The sequence below is a fragment of the Sphingomonas naasensis genome (assembly GCF_004792695.1).
GTDB classification, from domain to species: Bacteria; Pseudomonadota; Alphaproteobacteria; order Sphingomonadales; family Sphingomonadaceae; genus Sphingomonas; species Sphingomonas naasensis.
The window spans coordinates 1-19,186 of sequence record NZ_SRXU01000005.1; the positions used below are offsets into that span (position 1 = coordinate 1).

General features: G+C 67.4%; 18 protein-coding genes and 1 pseudogene. 12 read left to right on the forward strand and 7 right to left on the reverse strand.

All coding sequences use genetic code 11. From position 1 onward, the window contains the following. Positions 1–4,030: beta strand repeat-containing protein (locus tag E5A74_RS11920; protein WP_135985204.1), on the reverse strand; the 4,030-nt coding region annotated here is incomplete at its 3' end. 231 nt (positions 4,031–4,261) lie between these two features. Between E5A74_RS11920 and E5A74_RS11925 the strand changes: the two genes are divergently transcribed. The 7 genes from E5A74_RS11925 (at position 4,262) to E5A74_RS11955 (ending at position 12,178) form a co-directional block, all read left to right on the forward strand. After that, positions 4,262–5,068, forward strand: coding sequence for a glutaminyl-peptide cyclotransferase (locus tag E5A74_RS11925; RefSeq protein ID WP_135985206.1), 807 nt, complete (start codon positions 4,262–4,264; stop codon positions 5,066–5,068). Between the two features lie 8 nt (positions 5,069–5,076). Beyond that, positions 5,077–5,559 carry a dihydrofolate reductase gene (locus E5A74_RS11930; protein WP_135985208.1) on the forward strand — a complete coding sequence of 161 codons (483 nt, stop codon included), beginning with the start codon at positions 5,077–5,079 and terminating at the stop codon, positions 5,557–5,559. Then, positions 5,556–6,728 carry a dipeptidase gene (locus E5A74_RS11935; protein WP_135985210.1) on the forward strand — a complete coding sequence of 391 codons (1,173 nt, stop codon included), beginning with the start codon at positions 5,556–5,558 and terminating at the stop codon, positions 6,726–6,728. The genes E5A74_RS11930 and E5A74_RS11935 overlap by 4 nt, the downstream gene beginning before the upstream one ends. A 389-nt stretch (positions 6,729–7,117) precedes the next feature. Then, complete coding sequence (locus tag E5A74_RS11940; RefSeq protein ID WP_135985212.1) at positions 7,118–8,044, forward strand: bifunctional riboflavin kinase/FAD synthetase; 927 nt, start codon at positions 7,118–7,120, stop codon at positions 8,042–8,044. 189 nt (positions 8,045–8,233) lie between these two features. After that, a complete protein-coding gene (locus E5A74_RS11945) occupies positions 8,234–11,233 on the forward strand; it encodes an isoleucine--tRNA ligase (RefSeq protein WP_135985214.1) in 3,000 nt (999 codons plus the stop codon). Continuing rightward, entirely contained in the window at positions 11,233–11,751 is a 519-nt protein-coding gene (gene lspA / locus E5A74_RS11950) for a signal peptidase II (RefSeq protein WP_135985216.1), read from the forward strand. The genes E5A74_RS11945 and lspA overlap by 1 nt, the downstream gene beginning before the upstream one ends. Next, a complete protein-coding gene (locus E5A74_RS11955; RefSeq protein WP_135985218.1) occupies positions 11,744–12,178 on the forward strand; it encodes a DUF3035 domain-containing protein in 435 nt (144 codons plus the stop codon). Before lspA ends, E5A74_RS11955 begins: the two co-directional genes overlap by 8 nt. A 100-nt stretch (positions 12,179–12,278) precedes the next feature. On the opposite strand, the gene E5A74_RS11960 is transcribed toward E5A74_RS11955, so the two are convergent. From E5A74_RS11960 to E5A74_RS11975, 4 genes are all read right to left on the reverse strand, one after another. Then, entirely contained in the window at positions 12,279–13,082 is an 804-nt protein-coding gene (locus tag E5A74_RS11960; protein ID WP_135985220.1) for a TorF family putative porin, read from the reverse strand. A gap of 191 nt (positions 13,083–13,273) precedes the next feature. Beyond that, positions 13,274–13,741, reverse strand: a complete 468-nt coding sequence (locus tag E5A74_RS11965; RefSeq protein ID WP_135985222.1) for a RidA family protein — start codon at positions 13,739–13,741, stop codon at positions 13,274–13,276. Further along, positions 13,738–14,385 carry an HAD family hydrolase gene (locus E5A74_RS11970; RefSeq protein WP_135985224.1) on the reverse strand — a complete coding sequence of 216 codons (648 nt, stop codon included), beginning with the start codon at positions 14,383–14,385 and terminating at the stop codon, positions 13,738–13,740. Before E5A74_RS11970 ends, E5A74_RS11965 begins: the two co-directional genes overlap by 4 nt. Next, positions 14,382–14,648 (reverse strand): DUF3572 family protein, encoded by a 267-nt coding sequence (locus E5A74_RS11975; RefSeq protein WP_135985226.1) that lies wholly within the window; start codon positions 14,646–14,648, stop codon positions 14,382–14,384. Before E5A74_RS11975 ends, E5A74_RS11970 begins: the two co-directional genes overlap by 4 nt. A 34-nt stretch (positions 14,649–14,682) precedes the next feature. On the opposite strand from E5A74_RS11975, the pseudogene E5A74_RS11980 reads away from it, so the two are divergent. Continuing rightward, positions 14,683–15,042 (forward strand): annotated as a pseudogene (locus tag E5A74_RS11980) (response regulator); the annotation flags it as partial. A gap of 200 nt (positions 15,043–15,242) precedes the next feature. On the opposite strand, the gene ung reads toward E5A74_RS11980, so the two are convergent. Then, a complete protein-coding gene (gene ung / locus E5A74_RS11985; RefSeq protein WP_135985840.1) occupies positions 15,243–15,941 on the reverse strand; it encodes a uracil-DNA glycosylase in 699 nt (232 codons plus the stop codon). 94 nt (positions 15,942–16,035) lie between these two features. Further along, a complete protein-coding gene (locus E5A74_RS11990; RefSeq protein WP_135985229.1) occupies positions 16,036–16,467 on the reverse strand; it encodes a DUF1810 domain-containing protein in 432 nt (143 codons plus the stop codon). 43 nt (positions 16,468–16,510) lie between these two features. On the opposite strand from E5A74_RS11990, the gene E5A74_RS11995 reads away from it, so the two are divergent. From E5A74_RS11995 to E5A74_RS12010, 4 genes are all read left to right on the forward strand, one after another. Next, a complete protein-coding gene (locus E5A74_RS11995; RefSeq protein WP_206365847.1) occupies positions 16,511–17,533 on the forward strand; it encodes an ATP-dependent DNA ligase in 1,023 nt (340 codons plus the stop codon). A 122-nt stretch (positions 17,534–17,655) separates the two neighbouring features. Continuing rightward, positions 17,656–17,916, forward strand: coding sequence for a hypothetical protein (locus tag E5A74_RS12000; protein WP_135985231.1), 261 nt, complete (start codon positions 17,656–17,658; stop codon positions 17,914–17,916). Positions 17,917–18,170: 254 nt separating this feature from the next. Further along, complete coding sequence (locus tag E5A74_RS12005) at positions 18,171–18,542, forward strand: tRNA-binding protein (protein ID WP_135985233.1); 372 nt, start codon at positions 18,171–18,173, stop codon at positions 18,540–18,542. A gap of 89 nt (positions 18,543–18,631) precedes the next feature. Beyond that, a complete protein-coding gene (locus E5A74_RS12010) occupies positions 18,632–19,186 on the forward strand; it encodes a carbohydrate binding domain-containing protein (protein WP_135985236.1) in 555 nt (184 codons plus the stop codon).

Here is a 19,186-nt window from a genome sequence, read left to right on the forward strand (position 1 = left end):
TCTCGAAATTGCTGATCGACCCGACGCTGCTGAGCGTGCGCGTCTGGCCCGCGGCCAGATCGAACGCGATCGTGTCGGTGCCGTCGCCGCCGTCGACCGGGCTGGTCACCACGCCGGTGCCCTCGAGCGTCAGGCGGTTGTCGCTGTCGCCGAAATGCACGCCGCCGGCCGAGGCGAGCGATGCGCCGTTGCCGATCGCGAGATTGCCCGCCACGTCGACGCTCTCGAAGCTGTAGCTCTGGCCGTTGAGCGCGAGCGTCCCCGCCCCGCCGGCGATCAGCTTCTCGAACGAAACGACCTGGCCCGCGACGATCGTCCGGCTATCGGCCGCGCCGGTGTTGATCTCGAGCGTGTCGGTGCCCGCGCCGCCATTCGCCGTGCCGTTGAAGGTCGCGCCGGTGTCGACGATGAAGCGGTTGTCCGATCCGTCGAAGTTGATCTGCTGCCCGGCGCCGAGCGTGCCGGTCAGCGTCAACGGCGAGGCGCCGGTCACGTCGACGATCTCGAAGTTGAACAGGTCGTTGATCGACGAGGCGCCGGTCAGGTCGAGCGCGAGCGTGTCGGTGCCGCTGCCGCCATCGAGCGCGCCCGCGAGCGCGCCGTTCAGCTGGATGCCGAGCGTGTCGTCGCCCCCGGCGAGCGAAATGCCGCCGGCGAAATCAGCGTCGTCGATCGTGACGGTCTGGGCGCTGTCGTCGCCCTTGATCTGGCCGACCGTGCCGGTGCCGTCCGACAGCATCAGATTGGCGCCCTCATAGAGCTCGATCGTCTGGTAGTCTTGGTTGAGCGCGAGGCTCAGCGTGCCCGGGCCATAGGCGCCGAACGATTCGAAGTTGGTGAAGCCGCCCGGGATCGAGCCGCTGTTGCCGTTGAGGCGGAAAACGAAGGTGTCGGTACCGTCGCCGCCGTCGATCGAGCCGGTGACCAGCCCGCCACTCCGCGCCTCGTAGCGATCGTCGCCAAGGCCGAGGTCGAGGCCGCCGTTGATCGTCCCCGAATTGACCACCACGTCGTTGCCGGCGCCCATGCCGACGCCGTGACCGACCGTGCCGCTATTGTTGAAGACGTCGTCTCCTTCGCCGAGGCTAACGCCGCCGCTGATCTCGCCGGCGTTGTTGATCGTCTCCCTTTCCTCGCTGCCGATGAAGGTCGTGCCGTCATTGCCGTTCGCGGAGGAAACCCGGTCGCCGGCAGCGATGTTGAGCACGATGTTGCGCAAGCGCAGCGCGTCCACATCGAAGGTACCGAAGGCGTAGACCTTGCCCGCGCCGTTGGTGCCGGGAAGGACCGTCAGTTCCTCAAAGCCGGAGAATTTGCCTGCGTCGATCCGTTTGTCGGCGTCGCCGGTCAGATCGACGCGGATCGTGTCGTAATCCTCGTCGCCATAGACCTTGTCGCCGACGATTGCGCTGCCTTGACCGAAGACATAGGTGTCGTCGCCCGCGCCGAGGCTGAGGCGGTTGATGCTGCCATAATTGCGGAACTCGTCATCGAAATCGTTGAGGTCGATGCTCCCTTCGATCGCGCCGCGATTCTCGATCATGTCGATCGTATTGACGGTCTCGATCGCGCCGGAGAGCGTGCCGTCGGGCAGGAAAATATTGGGCTGCGTGCCCGCAAAGCCGCGCTCGCCAGGCCCGCGCACAGTTCCGCGGTTCACCAACGTGAAGCGGTTGCCGAGCCCCGAAGCGCCGACATAGATCGCCGTGCCGCCGTCCGGGTTGGTGGCTTCGATCACGCCGTCGTTCTGCAACGTGAAGCTCGAACCCTTTGCACCCATGAGCACGCCGAAGGCGTAGGATATCGCGGTGTCGCCATTGCCGCTGTCCCACAGCCTGCCCTTCGCGCGGATCGTGCCGCTGTTGACCATGCTCGATGCGGTGGCGAGATCGATTCCGGCACCCACATTGAGCTTGACCGCAGCCGCGCCGTCGCCGCTCGCCTCGATCGTCTCGGTGTTGGTGATGTCGATGCGCGAGCCGGTGAACCGCAGGCCGGACACCCCGCGCCCGGTGCTCTCGATGCGTCCGTTGTTCGCGACCTGATATCCGTTGCCCGACCCGCTCCGGTCGACGATCGTCAACGCGGACTGCTCCGCCGCTCCGAAAGACTCGCGTTCGCCGGTGTTTCGGATCGTGCCGCTGTTGACGAGATGCAACGCCGGCCCGGTGGCGGCGAGGCCGTGGACGTCGATGGCGACCGCCGAGGCGGAATCGGACCCGGTCTCGATCACACCGGAATTGAGGAACTGGAACGGCGCAAACGCCTGTTCCGGGAAGCCGATCTCAAGAATGGCACCGAAGCCCTCGCTCGAGAGAATCAGCTTCTCGTTGGTGAAGCTCGCAAGTCCCGATTCGCCGCGGAAGCCATCGAGGCGCGTGCGAATGTCGCCGCGATTGGTGAACCGCAACCCGGAGCCCATATTGGCAATATTGCGGACCCAGACCCCGTAACTGTTCGCGTTCGTAGTGATCTCGGCGGCGTTGGTCAGGCTGCCCTCGCCGACGACCATCAGGCCGGCATTGAGCGCCGCGGCGGCGGTGACTCCGATTTCGGTATCGGCGCCGCGGATCTCGATGCCGTGCATCTCGAAGCCGCTATTGCCGTTGTCGAGGATGTCGTTGGTCAGCTGATAGGCGGTGCTGGCGCTGAGTGACTTGCCATAGCCGTCGATGCCGCCGCCGCCTTCGATATTGCCGGTCACCCCGTTGCTGGCGCCGGTGAACAGGAACATGTCCGCGTTCGCGCCGAGATCGACATCGCCGGTGATCGTGGCCGAGTTGACGACGATGTCCACCGCGTCGCCCACGTCCTGATAGGCAGTCGCGATGCCGTTGACCTTGCCGCCGGTGATCGTGCCTGCGCGGGTGCCGCCCTTCGAGAATGCCCAAACGGTATTGCGCAACACCGAGAGCCCGGATTCGCTGCGGATTGCCGCCCCGGTGAAGGATTTGATGTCGCCGACATTCTCGATGTAATTTTCGCCCCCGGCCACCACCACACCGCTTTCGCCGCCGATGATGTTGCCGACCCCGCCGCTGAGCGGCCCCTGGCCCGAGGCGGCTTCGGTCAGAAGATTGTAGAGCTTGCCGCCGTCGAGGCGGATCGCATTGCCGCCTGCCATGGGGTCGCCATTCTGTCCGCCGACCGAGATGCGGGTCGAGTTGTAGATACGGCCCCAGCTCGAGATCAGATCGACGTTCGGAAATGCGGCGTTGGTCGAGTTAACCCAGCCGCCGGCATCGAGAAAAATATCGGTGCCGCCGCCCATGATCGCGACACCCTCGCGAATCTGCACGCGCGAATTTCGGGTGATCCGCAACGAATTGGCTTCCTGCGCGTCGATCAGCCCGGACGGTGCGACATCGCCGCCGACATCCTCGTCGATGATCACATCCAGTCGGCCGTCGCCGCCCTTACCCTGCAGCGTCGAGCCACCCTCGATCCGGATGGCTTGCTGAGTCGAATCGGGCTGATCCGCGGCGTTGATCGCGAACGCCACCACGATCGTCCCGTCGCCCGCGAGCCGGAGCGGCCCGTGCAGCAGGTTCATCAGATCGCTCCGGGTCGAACGGCTCCGGTTCTCGAGCGTGAGCACGGTATCGTTGCCCGATGCCTCGTAGACCGTGCCCCCTTCGAACGGCACACCGGTCGCGTTATCGGCACGAACATATTGCTGCGATACGCCTCCGCGCGGCGTGGTGAAGGCGACATTGCGCGTCTGGCTCGTCGTCGCGCGCAGCCACACTTCGTCTTGACCGCCGGCATTGGTAACCGGCCCCGTCGTCAGCCCGGTGAGATCGAGGACCGCCGTGTCGGCATTGACGCGCGCGATATCCACCACGAGCCGATCGAAGTTCGGCCCGAGCGCCACCTCTCTCGGCTGCCCGCCTTCTTCGAGCACGATCGTGGTCTGCGCGTGCGCGGTCGAGGCGAGCGCGAGGGGCAGCGCCGCCGCGCCGACGAGCAGCCCCGTGCGGCCCGGGAAGCGATTGCGACGAATGGAACGAACCGGCGGAATGAAAGGCATCGGAATCCCCCTGAACACGTCTTGCGACACAGGATTTGCCCGGCGCAGAAATCCGGGGCCCCGGCACATAAGCGGCGGGCGGGGGAGCGTTCTTGTCTTCGCTTGCTAAGCGTCCCGTGCGGAACGACGGCTTGCGACCCCGGCCCGCTGGCTATACCGCTAGCGGCTCCCTGGCTGACATGCCGGTGCAGAAAGGCAGACGTGGTCGAACATCCTCTCGCGGGCAGTCGCTTGCTCCGCACCGTACCACTGCTCATCGCGCTCGCCGGCTGCGGCGCCGTGCAGGACGAGGCACCCAAGGTGCAGACCGTCGCGGTGGTGAAGAGCTATCCGCACGACAGCCAGGCGTTCACCGAAGGGCTGTTCTTCGACGGCGGCGGGCTGTTCGAGAGCACCGGCGAGGAAGGCACGTCGGGAATCCGCAAGGTCGCGCTCGAGACCGGCGAAGTGACCGCGCAGGCACCGCTCTCGCCGCCCTATTTCGGCGAGGGGATCATCGGCTGGAAGGACCGGCTCTACCAGCTGACCTGGAAGGATCAGAAGGGGTTCATCTACAACAAGGCCGACCTGACGCCGAAGGGCGAGTTCGCCTATACCGGCGAAGGCTGGGGGCTGACGCACAACGACAAGTCGATCATCATGAGCGACGGCACCGACAAGCTGCGCTTCCTCGATCCCGAGACGATGGCGCAGCAATCGACGCTTGCCGTCACCGCCAAGGGCTGCCCGGTCAAGGACCTCAACGAGCTCGAATGGATCGACGGCGAGATCTGGGCGAACATCTGGCGCACCGATCTGATCGCGCGGATCGACCCCGTCAACGGCAAGGTGAAGGGCTTTGTCGACGTCTCGGCGCTCGGCCCGCCGACGCCGAGCGAGGACGAGGTTCCCAACGGCATCGCCTATGACGCGCAGGGCAAGCGCATTTTCGTCACCGGCAAGATGTGGCCGCAGCTCTACGAAGTGCGCGTCTCCGACGGCGCGCCCAACGGCGCCGCGCAGGATCAGGCCGCGGCGCTGATGCGCTGCCAGAACTGACGCGCGGCATGGGCCGGGTCTCCTTCCATCTCGCCCGCGCCGACAATGGCGTGATCGGGCGCGACGGCAAGCTCCCCTGGCACCTCCCCGCCGACCTCAAGCGTTTCAAGGCGCAGACCATGGGCAAGCCGATGATCATGGGGCGCAAGACCTTCGAGAGCTTCCCCGCGCCGCTCCCCGGCCGGCGCCACATCGTGCTGACCCGCGACGCCGGCTGGTCGGCGCCGGATGCGGAGGTGGCGCATTCGCCCGAGGAGGCGCTGGCGCTGGCCGGAGATGGCGAGGTCGCAGTGATCGGGGGTGCCGAGATCTTCGCGCTGCTGCTCGACCGGGCGGAGAGGATCGAACTGACCGAAGTCCATATCGATGCCGAGGGCGATGCCATGGTGCCCGACTTCGGTGCAGGCTGGCGCGAGACGGCGCGCGAAGAACATAAGAGCGAAGCAGGGCGCCCTGCCTATAGCTTCGTCACATTGGAGCGGATGGGATGAAGAAGTGGCTCTGGGGGCTGGCGGCGGTGGTGCTGCTCGCCGGGATCGGGTTTTTCGGGATCGCCCCGCCGATCGTCGAGGCGGGGATGAACAAGGTCGAGCCCGCGCCGCTCCCCAGGGTGACCGAACAGACCCGCGCACTGCACGCTTCGCTCCAGATCGCCGACATGCACGGCGACACCCTGTTGTGGCGGCGCAGCCTGCTCGACCGGGCGGCGCGCGGGCAGATCGACTTGCCGCGGCTGATCGAGGGCAATGTCGCGCTGCAGATCTTCTCGTCGGTTACCAAGACCCCCAAGGGCCAGAATTACGACGCAAATGGCGGCGACACCGACAACATCACGATGCTGACCGTCGCGCAGCTCCAGCCGGTGCGGACGTGGAGCTCGCTGCTCCAGCGCTCGCTCTGGCATGCCGAGAAGCTCGACCGCGCCGCGCGCGCCTCCGAGGGCAAGCTGCGGGTGATCCGTACCCCGCAGGAGCTCGACCAGCTGCTCGCCGATCGCGCCGCCGGCAAGAAGGTGGTCGGCGGGATGCTCTCGATCGAGGGGCTGCAGGACATGGAGGGCCGGCTCGGCAATCTCGACCGGCTTCACGATGCCGGCTTCCGCATGGCCGGGCTCGCGCATTTCTTCGACAACGACGTCGCCGGATCGATGCACGGCGTGAAGAAGGGCGGGCTGACTCCGCTCGGCGTGCAGGTGGTGCGGCGGATGGAGACGCTGGGCATGATCGTCGACATCGCGCATGCCAGCCACCAGTCGGTTGCCGAGATCCTCAAAATGGCGCGGCGCCCGGTCGTCTCGAGCCATGGCGGGGTGCAGGCGACGTGCAAGGTCAACCGCAACCTCACCGACGACGAGATCCGCGGCGTCGCGAAGACCGGCGGGGTGGTCGGCATCGGCTATTGGGACGCCGCGATCTGCTCGACCGCGCCCGAGGCAGTCGCGCGGGCGATCCAGCATGTCCGCGACCTGGTCGGGATCGACCATGTCGGTCTCGGCTCGGACTTCGACGGCGCGGTGACCACCGGCTTCGACAGCGCCCAGCTGATCGCGGTGACGCAGGCGCTGGTCGACCGCGGCTTCTCGCCCGACGAGATCCGCAAGGTGATGGGCGGCAACGCGCTGCGGCTGATCCGGGCAGGCATCGCGCCGGGCCGGCCGTAGGAAAAGACCGCGCGAGTCGCGTAGGATTTCGGGCGGCTAGAGTCGCAAGAGTCGCGATAGAACGACTCTTGCGTTGCGCGGGCGGGAAATATTGTTGCGCAAGGCTGTAGGGAAATCAGACCTGTCAAAGAGCGGGGCGCCGGCGGCGCCAGGCCGGCGTTCAGGGCAGCAGGCGAAATCCTATTTTGCAAGGGGATCGTGCAGCAAAACTCCCTCTCCCTCCGGGAGACGGAGGGAGCCGACGCGGTCGGCGGAAGGGTGGGGATCGCGCTGCCCTCACCCTTCCCACTCGCTGCGCGAGCGGGCCCCTTCCCGCTCCCAAGGGGAGCGGGAGCTCTCGCCCCGGCGGCAATTGGCATTGGTGGCGCCGATCCCTATAGCCCCTCCCCATGGAGCGACTGGACAACGGCTCGCCGCTTCCGGCGCAGCTTCGCGGCGGGATCGTCGCCTTGGGCAATTTCGACGGATTTCATCTCGGGCACCAGGCCGTGGTCGGCCGGGCGATCGCACGTGCGCGCGCCGAGGGGCGGCCGGCGATCGTGGCGACCTTCGATCCACACCCCAAACGCTATTTCCAGCCCGGCGCCGGCCCGTTCCGGCTGACGACGATGGACCAGCGCGCGCGGCTGTTCGCGGACGCGGGCGCCGATGCGATGCTGGTCTTCCGCTTCGACGCCGGCCTTGCCGGGCTGAGCGCGCGCGGCTTCGCCGAGGACCAGCTGATCGGCGTGCTCGGCGCCGGCGGGGTAGTGACCGGGGGCGACTTCACCTTCGGCAAGGGCCGCGAGGGCGATGTCGCGACGCTGGCGGCGCTGGGCGAGGAACTCGGCTATTCGGCCGAAGTGGTCGATGCGGTGACGCTCGACGGCGAGACCGTTTCGTCGAGCCGGATCCGCGCGTGCCTGCGCGCCGGCGACCCGCGCGGCGCGGCGCGGCTGCTCACCCGGCCCTTCGCGATCGAGGGGATGGTGCAGCACGGCGCCAAGCTCGGCCGCCAGCTCGGCTATCCGACCGCCAACATGGAGCTCGCCAACTATCTGCGCCCCGCCTACGGCATCTACGCGGTGCGCGGGCGGCTGGGCGACGGGCGCGTGCTCGACGGCGTCGCCAATCTCGGCATCCGGCCGAGCTTCGATCCGCCCGAGGAGCTGCTCGAGAGCTATTTCTTCGATTTCGACGGCGACCTCTACGATCAGGTGATCGAGGTCTCGCTGATCGATTATCTGCGGCCCGAGGCAAAGTTCGATTCGCTCGAGGCGCTCAAGGTGCAGATGGATGCGGATGCGGCGGCGGCGCGGGCGGCGCTGAAACTATAGCCGCTCCCCGGCGAAGGCCGGGGCCCAGTTTCGATGGGCCATCGACGGCATCCCGCCTTTGCGACAGCGTGGCGACTGGGCCCCGGCCTTCGCCGGGGAACAAGTTTGCTTGCGCGGCCCGCGCATCCGCCTTCGCGTGCGCAAAACTTCTTCTCTCTCGCTTGCGCTTCCTCTAATCGGCGCGGACCCATGACCGACGCAACCGACTCCCAGCGCGACTACCGCGACACCGTCTTCCTTCCGAAGACCGATTTCCCCATGAAGGCCGGCCTCGCCCAGAAGGAGCCGGCCATCCTCGAGCGCTGGGCGAAGATCGGGCTCTACCAGAAGCTGCGCGAGGCCCGCGCGGGGCGCGAGACCTTCCTGCTCCATGACGGCCCGCCCTATGCGAATGGCGACATTCACATGGGCCATGCGATGAACAAGATCCTCAAGGACATCGTCGTGCGCAGCCAGACCCTGCTCGGCAAGGACGCGCCCTACGTCCCCGGCTGGGACTGCCACGGCCTGCCGATCGAGTGGAAGGTCGAGGAAGCCTATCGCGCCAAGAAGCTCAACAAGGACGAAGTCGACCCCGTCGCCTTCCGCGCCGAATGCCGCGCCTATGCCGAGAAATGGGTGGGCGTGCAGCGCGGCCAGTTCGAACGGCTCGGGGTGATGGGCGACTGGGCGACGCCGTACCTCACGATGAACTATCAGAGCGAGGCGATCATCGCCGGCGAATTGCTCAAGTTCGCCGAGAGCGGCCAGCTCTATCGTGGCGCCAAGCCGGTGATGTGGTCGCCCGTCGAGAAGACCGCCCTGGCCGAGGCCGAGGTCGAATATGAGGACGTCGTGTCGACCCAGATCGACGTGGCGTTTCAGATCGTCGAGAGCCCAATTGCCGGACTGGAAGGCGCCAATGCGGTCATCTGGACAACCACACCGTGGACGATCCCGGTAAACCAGGCACTCGCCTATGGGCCGGAGGTCGATTACGTCCTCGTACATCCCGTGCTGGTCGGCGGCGAGGCCGCTTGGGGCATCATTCACGCACACCCGCTATACAATGGCTGGTTTGATAGGCCGGTGCTGGTAGCAGCGGCGCTCGTTGAAGCCCTCAAGGCTCGTTTAAAGGTTTCACTTAAGAACATCGATCTGAGTGCGGTCGGCTCGCCCGAGGTCGACTTAGATCTCGAAATCGATCCTGATGTTTCCATCAAGGGAGCTGACCTCTCCGGTACGATCGCCCGCCATCCGATGCACAAGCTCGGCGGGTTCTTCGCCAGGCCGCGCCCGTTCCTGCCCGGCGACTTCGTCACCACCGATACCGGCACCGGCCTCGTCCATATGGCGCCGGACCATGGCGAGGACGACTTCCTGCTGTGCAAGGCGCACGGGATCGATCCGGTGTTCGCGGTCGATGGCGCGGGGATGTACCGCGCCGACTGGCTGTGGCTCGGCGGCCAGGGTTCAGTGATCAACAAGAAGTTCGTGGCCAGCGACGGCCCGATCTGCACCGATCTGCGCGAAGCGGGGGCGCTGCTCGCCGCGACCGACGACTTCGCGCACAGCTATCCGCACAGCTGGCGGTCCAAGGCCAAGATCATCTTCCGGGCGACGCCGCAATGGTTCATCCCGATGGATACACCAACTCCTTCTCCCCTTGTGGGAGAAGGAAGGGGCCCGCTCGCGCAAGCGAGTGGGAAGGATGAGGGGGATGTGAGTCTCACTCCCCCTCACCCTTCCGCGGCTTCGCCGCTCCCTCCCTCTCCCACAAGGGGAGAGGGAGATAATCGCGCCACGCTGCGCGGGATCGCGCTCGACGCGATCGAGAATACCCGCTGGGTGCCCGAGCGCTCGATCAACCGGATCCGATCGATGGTCGAAGGCCGTCCCGACTGGGTGATCAGCCGCCAGCGCGCGTGGGGCGTGCCGATCGCGCTCTACGTCAACCGCGCGACCGGCGACTATCTGCGCGATCCCGAAGTCAACGCGCGCATCCTCCAGGCCTTCACCACCGGCGGCGCCGATGCATGGTTCCAGGCCGATCATCAGGCGCTGCTCGGCGAGAAGTACGCGCTCGCCGACTATGAGGTGATCACCGACATTCTCGACGTGTGGTTCGACAGCGGCTCGACCCATGCCTTCGTGGTCGAGGCGCGCTACGGGCAGGACGCCCGCGCCGACCTGTATCTCGAAGGCTCGGACCAGCATCGCGGCTGGTTCCAGTCGTCGCTGCTCGAATCCTGCGGCACGCGCGGCCGCGCGCCTTATGGCGCGGTGCTGACGCACGGCTTCGCGCTCGACGGCAATGGGCGGAAGATGTCGAAGAGCCTCGGCAACGTCGTCGATCCGCTCAAGATCATCGGCGAGAGCGGCGCGGACATCCTGCGCCTCTGGGTGGCGCAGACCGACTATTTCGAGGACGTCCGCATCGGCAAGGAAGTCCTCGCCGGCACCGGCGACACCTATCGCAAGCTGCGCAACACCTTCCGCTACTTGCTCGGCGCATTGGATGGCTTCGAGGAGAGCGAGAAGGTCGCGGTGGCGGAGATGCCCGAGCTTGAGCGCTATGTGCTGGCGAAGCTCGCCGAGCTCGATGGCGAGTTGCGCGCCGCGGCGGAAGGCTTCGAGTTCAACCGCTACAGCCGCGCGCTGACCGATTTCGCCAATGAGGACCTCTCGGCCTTCTTCTTCGATATCCGCAAGGACTGCCTCTATTGCGATGCGCCGTCGGATCCGAAGCGCCGCGCCTATCGCACCGTGCTCGACACGCTGTTCCACGCGCTGGTCCGCTACGCCGCGCCGATCCTCAGCTTCACTGCCGAGGAAGTGTGGCAGGCGCGCTTCCCGAGCGAGGAAGGTTCGGTGCACCTGCTCGACTGGCCCGTGCTGCCCGAGGGCGCGGCGACCAGCGCCGACTGGGCCGCGATCCGGGCGCTGCGCCAGACGGTGACCGAGGCGATCGAGCCCTATCGCCGCGAGAAGACGATCCGCTCGAGCCTCGAGGCCGAAGTGACCGCGCCGAACCTGCCGCTTTCGGGCGACGCGCTGGCCGAGCTGTTCATCGTGTCGAAAGTCAGCGACGGCGAAAACGTCACGGTGACGCCCACCGGGCGCCATAAATGCGGCCGGTGCTGGCGGCATCTTCCCGAGGTTGCGGAGGACGGCTTGCTGTGCGACCGCTGCGCCGAGGTGGTGGGTTGATGAAGAATTGGCATATCGGGCTGCTCGTCGCCGCCCTCGTGTTCCTGATCGATCAGGCCGCGAAATATTATGTGACCGGGCCGCTGGGGCTCAACGTGCAGGACGCGTCGCTGACCGTGCTGCCGATCTTCGACCTGCGCTTCGTCAAGAATGTCGGCGTGTCGCTGGGGCTGCTGCCGGCGAGCGGCGCGACGATGCGCTGGCTGCTGGTGCTGCTGACCGGGGCGATCGCCGCGGGCGTGCTGTGGTGGCTGCTGCGCGAGAAGAAGCGCCCCGACGTGATCGCGCTGGGCCTCGTGCTCGGCGGGGCGCTGGGCAATATCCTCGACCGCAGCCGGCTTGGCTATGTCGTCGATTTCGCCGATCTGCATTTCGGCGAATGGCGCCCCTTTTTGGTCTTCAATGTCGCCGATGCGGCGATTACCATCGGCGTGTTGATCCTGTTGATCCGGGCGCTGTTCGTGCGCGATAAGCAGGCCGGGACGCCTGCTCCTGTGGAGAATGAAGTCAATGCGTAAGTTGGTTCTGATCGCTACGGGCGTCGCGCTCGTCGGCTCGCTCTCCGCCTGCGGCAAGAGCGGCTATGACCGCGCCCGTCCCGACGAATTCGCGGTCGCGCGCGCGGCGCCGCTGGTGATCCCGCCCGATTTCGCGCTGGTCCCGCCGCAGCCGGGCGCGCCGCGTCCGCAGGATACCGCGCCCTCGGCGCAGGCACTCGACGCGCTGTTCGGCGGCTCGCAGGCGCGCAGCGCGTCGGAGAATGCCGCGCTCGACGCCGCCGGCCGCACCACCGCCGATGTCGGCGCGCGCAGCACCGCGGGCAGCCCGACCACCAATGTCGTCGACAAGGGCCAGACGACGCGCGACATCGTCGCCGCGCCCGAAGGCGACGGCCAGTCGGCCCGCGCGAGCACGACCGCGCCCGCCGCTTCGACTCCGCAATAAACCCCGCCTTCGCGGGCAAGAAAAAAGCCGGGCGGCCCCGCGGGGTCGCCCGGCTTTTTCTATGGAAGCAGGCGCGGGCGCCGAAGCGCCCCTCGCCGGCTCAGAACGCGTAGGTGATGTAGCCGAGCACCGTGGCGTTGCCGCCGACGAGATCGCTGAACTTGTCGCCGAACACGCGCTGGTTGGTCACGTCGGTGTCGACATAGGAGACGCCGAGCGTGAAGCCCTGCACCGCGACTTCGGCGCCGAGCGACCAATCGAGATAATTCTCGTCGGCGGGATCGAGGTTGAACGCGCCGAGCGCGCCGTCCGAGCGGCCGACATGGCCGAGCAGCTTGACCGGCGTGTTGGGGATCGTCGCCGAGACGTTGCTGTAGAGATACAGGCTGTCCTGGTCGCCGAGGCCGGCCTGGCCGCTCCACGCATAATTGCCGCCGACCTTCACGTTGACCGGGCCGAGCGTGTAGTTGACCGAGGCATAGGGCTCGAAGAAATCGGTGTCGTTGGCGACCCCGCCCAGCGTGTCGCGCGACAGCGGGTAGAGATAATAGAGCAGCCCGACATCGACGCCGAGGCCGTTGTCGAACGTCTTGGTGTAGCCGCCGTACAGATCGACCTCGGCCTCGCCATAACCGGGAAGCGAGTTCTCCGAGATGGTCGACGCCCAGGTGCCGACATAGAGGCCCGATTCGTGGTTGACGTTGACCGTCGCCTGGCCGGCCGCCTTCTTGTTCGACTGGCTGAGCCCGCGGAAGCGATAGTCGGTGGTGACGCCGAAGCTGCCGGTGACGGTGACGGCGGGTGCCGGCTCGGTGGCGTCGGTCGCCTCGCTGGCCTCTTGCGCGAACGCAGGCGTCGCGGCGGCGAGCGCGAGCGCGCCGAGGCTGATCATCGAAAAGCGCATGGAAATCCCTTTCAAATCCGGTGCGTAAAGGGTCCCCACCTGCTGCTGCCCGGCACCGCATTGTTAAGGTTCAAGACCGGCGCGGCTTCCAGACAGCACCGGTTTCTTGCCGGAACGCGCTGCGGCGCACAACATTATTTGCTGTTTTGTTGCTCGATCGTGACGAACTGTGGCTGCGCCGCCACAGCCGCTCAGCTGTGGATCGCGACCACCGCGTCGACCTCGACCACGGCGCCGAGCGGCAGCGTCGGCACGCCGACCGCGCTGCGCGCGTGGCGGCCGGCATCGCCGAACAGCGCCTGCATCAGCTCGGAGGCGCCATTGGCGACCTTGGGCTGATCGGTGAAGCCGGCGGCCGAATTGACGAACACGCCGAGCTTCACGATGCGCGCGACTCGCGAGAGATCGCCGTCGAGCGCCTTCCTGATCTGCGCGACGAGCATCAGCGCGCAACGCTGCGCGGCCTGCTGGCCATAATCGAGGTCGCGGTCCTCGCCGAGCCGGCCGGTCATCAGCTGGCCGTCGAGAAAGGGCAGCTGCCCCGAGACATGGAGCAGCCCGCCCGCCTCCACGGCGGGGACATAGGCCGCGACCGGGGCCGCGGCTTCGGGGAGGGAAAGGCCGAGCTCGGCCAGCTTCGCGTCGATTGCGGTGGTCATGGCAGAGCTGAACCACTGGCGGCATCGGCGGTCAAGCCCGCGGCGAAACGCGCCTCGATCCAGCCGCGCGCGTCGCGCCAATCGTCGATGCGGGCATGGGCAAAAGGCGCGGGCGGGACCTCCGGGGCGAGGCTGGGCTCGGCGATCATGTGGAGCCGGTGGACGTGCGGGGCGTGCTGCGCGACCGACTCGTGGTGCACCGCGAGATCGTCGACGAACACCGCGACCGGGGCGCCGAACTCGGCGACGAGCTTGGCCACCGGCGGGCCCTTGGGCCCCTGGTTGCACTCGACGCGGTGGGCGATGCCGTGCGTCGCGAGCTGGGCGATGCGATGCGCGCGGCAATGATCGCCGAGATTGGTGAGCACGACGATCTCGGCATGTTCGGCGAGCGCGGCGAGCGCCTCGCGGGCGTGCGGGACGAGCGTCTGGCGCGCCATCTCGGCGGGGAAGAAGCCGTCGAGCAGCGCCCACATCCGCGCGCGCTCGACCAGTTCGCCGTCGGCGCGCGACCGCATCGAGGTGGCGAAATCGCCGCCATTGGGGGTGAAGTCGATGGCGTGCGCCTCGTCGAGCCACACCCCGAAATGCCGCACCATGTGGAGCAGCACCTCGTCGCAATCGGTGATCAGCAGCGGCTTCATGCGCGCTCGAGCCCGGCACGCGCGGCGACCAGATCGGCGGGCGCCACGCCGAGCGCGTCGGCGCAGGCGACCAGATCGGGCTCGTGCGCCTCGAGAAAGCCGAGCGTCGCGGCGAGCAGCGCCGGCTCCCCTGCCCGCGCGCGCAGCCCCGCCGGATCGAGCCCGGTCAGATCGAGCAGCCGCGCCGCGCGCGCCGAATCGCCGAGCGTCCAGACCAACGCCTGGAGCGCAAGTGCCTCTGCGTTTGTTTCCACTCGCGGCATCGCCTAATCAGTATCCAACAGCATGGGGTTTCGCGTGGCAAAAAGGGTGCTCGTTGTCGAGGATAACGAACTCAATCTGAAGCTGTTCTGCGATCTGCTGCGCGCGCACGACTTCGCCGCGGAGCCGGTGGCCGACGGGCGCGAGGCGGTCGCGCGGGCGCACGCCTTCACCCCCGACCTGATCGTGATGGACATCCAGATGCCGCACGTCACCGGCTATGACCTGATCCGCGAGATGAAGGCCGATCCCGGTCTGCGCGCGATCCCGATCATGGCGGTGACCGCCTATGCCGGGCATGACGACGAGGAGCGGATCCGCGCCGCGGGCGCGAACGCCTATGTCTCGAAGCCGATCTCGCTGGTGCGCTTCATCGAGGAAGTGCGCGCTCTGGTGCCCGAAAGACCGGCGCCCGACGCCGGCGAGGACGAAGCGCCCGATGACGAGGCGCCCGAAGAAGAGACGTCTGCAGAAGAGGCGCCCGTCATCGAAGCAGAAGATGGCGATCCGCCGTCAGGCGACCCCGACGATACGCCGCCCCGCACGGGAGGGGATCTTCTCGATCCATAAGCCGAAGCCCGCGCCGCCCCGGGCGCTCAGGCGATGTCGGGCAGCGCCCAGTCGATCGGCTTCTGCCCGCGGCTGACGAGGAATTCGTTGGCTTTCGAGAAATGGCGGCAGCCGAAAAAGCCCGAATGCGCGGACAGAGGCGACGGGTGCGGCGCCTTGAGCACGAGATGGCGCCCGCCGCGATCGATCGAATCGACGAACGCCGCCTTCTTCTGGGCGTGGCTGCCCCAGAGCAGGAACACCACCGGCTCCTGCTTCGCATTGACCAGCCGGATCACTGCATCGGTGAACCGCTCCCAGCCGCGCCCCTGATGCGAGGCGGCCATGCTCATCTGGACGGTGAGCACCGCGTTGAGCAGTAGCACCCCCTGCTCCGCCCAATGTTCGAGAAAGCCGTGGCGCGCGCGCGGGATGCCGAGATCGGCCTCCATCTCCTTGTAGATGTTGACGAGGCTCGGCGGGGTGCGGACGCCGGGGCGCACCGAGAAGCACAGGCCGTGCGCCTGGCCCTCGCCGTGATAGGGATCCTGGCCGAGGATGACGACGCGGACCTGCTCGAGCGGCGTGAGATCGAGCGCGCGGAACCACGCGTTGCCCGCGGGGAAGATGCGCTTGCCCGCCGCCTTCTCGGCGACGAGGAATTCGCGCAGCGCGGCCATATAGGGGCTGTCGAATTCCGCCTTGAGCGGTTCGAGCCAACCCGGATGCAGCTTGACGTCCCCCATGGCCTTGCTGTCGGCAAGCGTGCAGCGCATGTCAACCGGATCGAAACGCGCAACGACATGGTCGAGATCAATTCGCGCCGCTCGCGATCGCGCATCAGGACGGGGCGAGCCGCCGAAGCGTCGCGGAATCGCGCTCGCCGTCGTAAAAGTCTTCGAGCACGGCGGCGAAGCGCGCCCGCGCCTCGCCTTCGGCCGCTGCCTCGAACAACGTCATCGACGAGCGTAGCTTGATCGCGTCGATGCCGCCGAGCAGCGCTTCGGCGGAGATTTTGCCGGCATGCGCGCGGAGCGCATCGGTCGCTTCGGCCAGCCGGGCCCCGAGCAGCGGGTGTTCGAGCCAGGCGCGCGCCTCGGCGAGGTCGGCGATCGCATAGAAGCGCGCCATGTCGCTGCGGCCGAGCCCGGCGATCTGCGGGAAGACGAACCACATCCAGTGGCTGCGCTTGCGCCCCGCGCGCAGCTCGGCGAGTGCGTGCGGAAAGACGCTTTGCTGCGCCTCGACGAAGCGCTTCAATTGGGTGGCCATCGCCGTTCCTCGAACCAATGCCCCGGCGCCGCGTTGCCGGGGGATGACGATCGAACCGATGGAAGCCCGGCTGGTTGCCGAATTGCCCGACGATGCCGGCTGGCAATTCGAGCCCAAATGGGACGGGTTTCGCTGCCTTGCCTTCAAGCAGGGCGATGCAGTCGAACTCCAGTCCAAATCGGGCAAGCCGCTGGCGCGCTATTTCCCCGAAATCGCGGCGGCGATCGCGGCGCTGCCGGTGGACCGGGTCGTGCTCGACGGCGAGCTGCTGATCCCGGCGGGGACGAGCCTGTCGTTCGCGGCGCTGCAGATGCGGCTCCATCCCGCCGAGAGCCGAATCCGCAAGCTCGCCGCCGAGACGCCGGCGCGGCTGATGCTGTTCGACTGCCTGTGGTCGCCCGAGCAGGGCGATCTGGCGGGGCGGCCGCTGGCCGAGCGGCGGATCGCGCTCGAGGCGTTCTACGCGCAGCACCGCTCGGCGACGCTGCGGCTCTCGCCGCTGACCGAGGATCCGAAGGTGGCACAACGCTGGCTCGACGGCGCGGGCGGCGCGCTCGACGGCGTGATCGCCAAGCGGCGCGACGACGCCTATCAGCCGGGCGAGCGCGCGATGCTGAAGGTCAAGCGGCTGCGCACCGCCGACTGCGTGGTCGGCGGCTTCCGCTATGCGAGCAAGAAGCGCGAGGTCGGCTCGCTGCTGCTCGGGCTCTATGACGAGGCCGGGCTGCTCCACCATGTCGGCTTCACCTCGGCGATCGCCGCGGCCGACCGGCCCGAATTGACCACGCGGCTCGAGGCGCTGATCGCGCCGCCGGGCTTCACCGGCGACGCGCCGGGCGGGCCGAGCCGCTGGTCGACCGAGCGCTCGGCCGAATGGCAGCCGCTGCGGCCCGAGCTCGTCGCCGAGGTGCGCTATGATCACGTCACCGGGCGACGCTTTCGCCACGGCACCGGGTTCCTGCGCTGGCGCCCGGACAAGGCGCCGCGGCAATGCACGATGGCGCAATTGGGCGAGGAAGCGCGGCCGGCCGTGATCGCGGCGGCGCTCGATCACGCGGAAGGCTGAATGCCCGCAAGCGCCAGTTCGTCGCGTCAAAATAGACTTTCGTCGCGCGAAAATCGTGTTTGGTCGGCTGCGTGGTGTAGGGCTGCCGCCAACGGCAATCGGGTCTCCGGGGGGAGATGACAATGAAACCATTTTACGCGCTCATCGCCTCCGGCGCTGCCCTGCTCATCCCCGCCGCGGCGGCGCAGGACGCATCGCAGGCCGCGCCGGCGAAGCCGCCCGAGGAAAAGAAGGTCTGCCGCCGCGTGACGCCGACGGGCAGCGTGATGTCGAAGCGGATTTGCCTGACGGCGGCCGAGTGGAAGCAGCTGAACGGCGAATATGATCGGCAGAGCGCCGCGCTGCGCGAAAATCAGGGCCGCAGCGGCGCCACGCCGCGCTAGGGTCCGTACGCAATACCCACAACGGTCGGGATCGCGCGCAGCGGCGGGCCGCTTTTGTCGCACAGCCACGTCACGAGCCAAGTCCTTGGGGTCACGATGACACCGCATCGCTCCCTCCTCGTTCCTCCCCGTGCGCCAAAATCGGCTCCGTCACGACCATTGCGGGTATTGAGTACGGACCCTAGGCCGCGACGGGGCGCTTGACGGCGCGCGCACGACTTGGTTCGTGCCGCGCGTTCCGCAAAGAGGCTCCGATGCACGTCACGCATGATCCCGCCGCCGCTTCCGCCGAGACGATCGGATTCGACCAGTTCCTCGCGGTGGACATCCGCGTCGGGACGATCGTCGAGGCGCTGCCGTTCCCCGAGGCGCGCAAGCCGGCGTACAAGCTGCTGATCGATTTCGGGCCGGTGATCGGGCGCAAGCGCTCCTCGGCGCAGATCACCGAGCATTATTCGCTGGAGGAGCTGCCGGGGATGCAGGTCGCCGCGGTGGTCAATTTCCCGCCGCGCCAGATCGGGCCGGTGATGTCCGAAGTGCTGACGCTGGGCTTTCCCGATGAAGCGGGCAAGGTCGTGCTGTTCCAGCCGACCACGCCTGTCCCGAACGGGGGCAGGCTGTTCTGACCGTTGCGGTAGCGGTACCACTTTGCCGTTGACGACGCGAAGGCGCGGCATAGTCTCCGATCCCAACGATATAATGGGAGGGGGAATCCATGAACCTACGGATCGCGCTCGCGCTCGGCGCGGCGATGCCCGCGTTGTTCGCCGTGCCGGGCGTCGCGCAACAGGCGCAATCGAGCGACGACGCGCTGGCCGAGAAGGTGATCAACAACACCAATCCGGCCAGCTTTCAGGTCTATGGCCTGACGCCCGCGCCCAAGACGGTCAGCGACAAGGCAGTGCAGGGCGGCAAGGCGCTGCGCATTCCGGTGACCGGATCTGGCAATCCGTGGAGCATCGGCGTCAATGTGCCGCTGACGAGGCCGGTCAAGGCAGGCGACAAGATCGTCGTCGCCTTCTACGCGCGGCTGAGCAAGGCCGAAGCCACGAGCGCGAAGCTCAATGCCCAGCTCCAGCTCTCGGCGGCGCCCTATACCGCGATCTTCGCGAAGAGCTTCGACGCGACGCCGGAGTGGCAGTTCCTCCAGTTCGCCGGCAAGGCGGACAGGGATTATGCAGTGGGCGCGCTCACCGCGGCGTTCCACGTCAACACCGGCAACCATGTGCTCGATCTGGGGCCGGTCGCGGTGTTCGACATGGGGCAATAG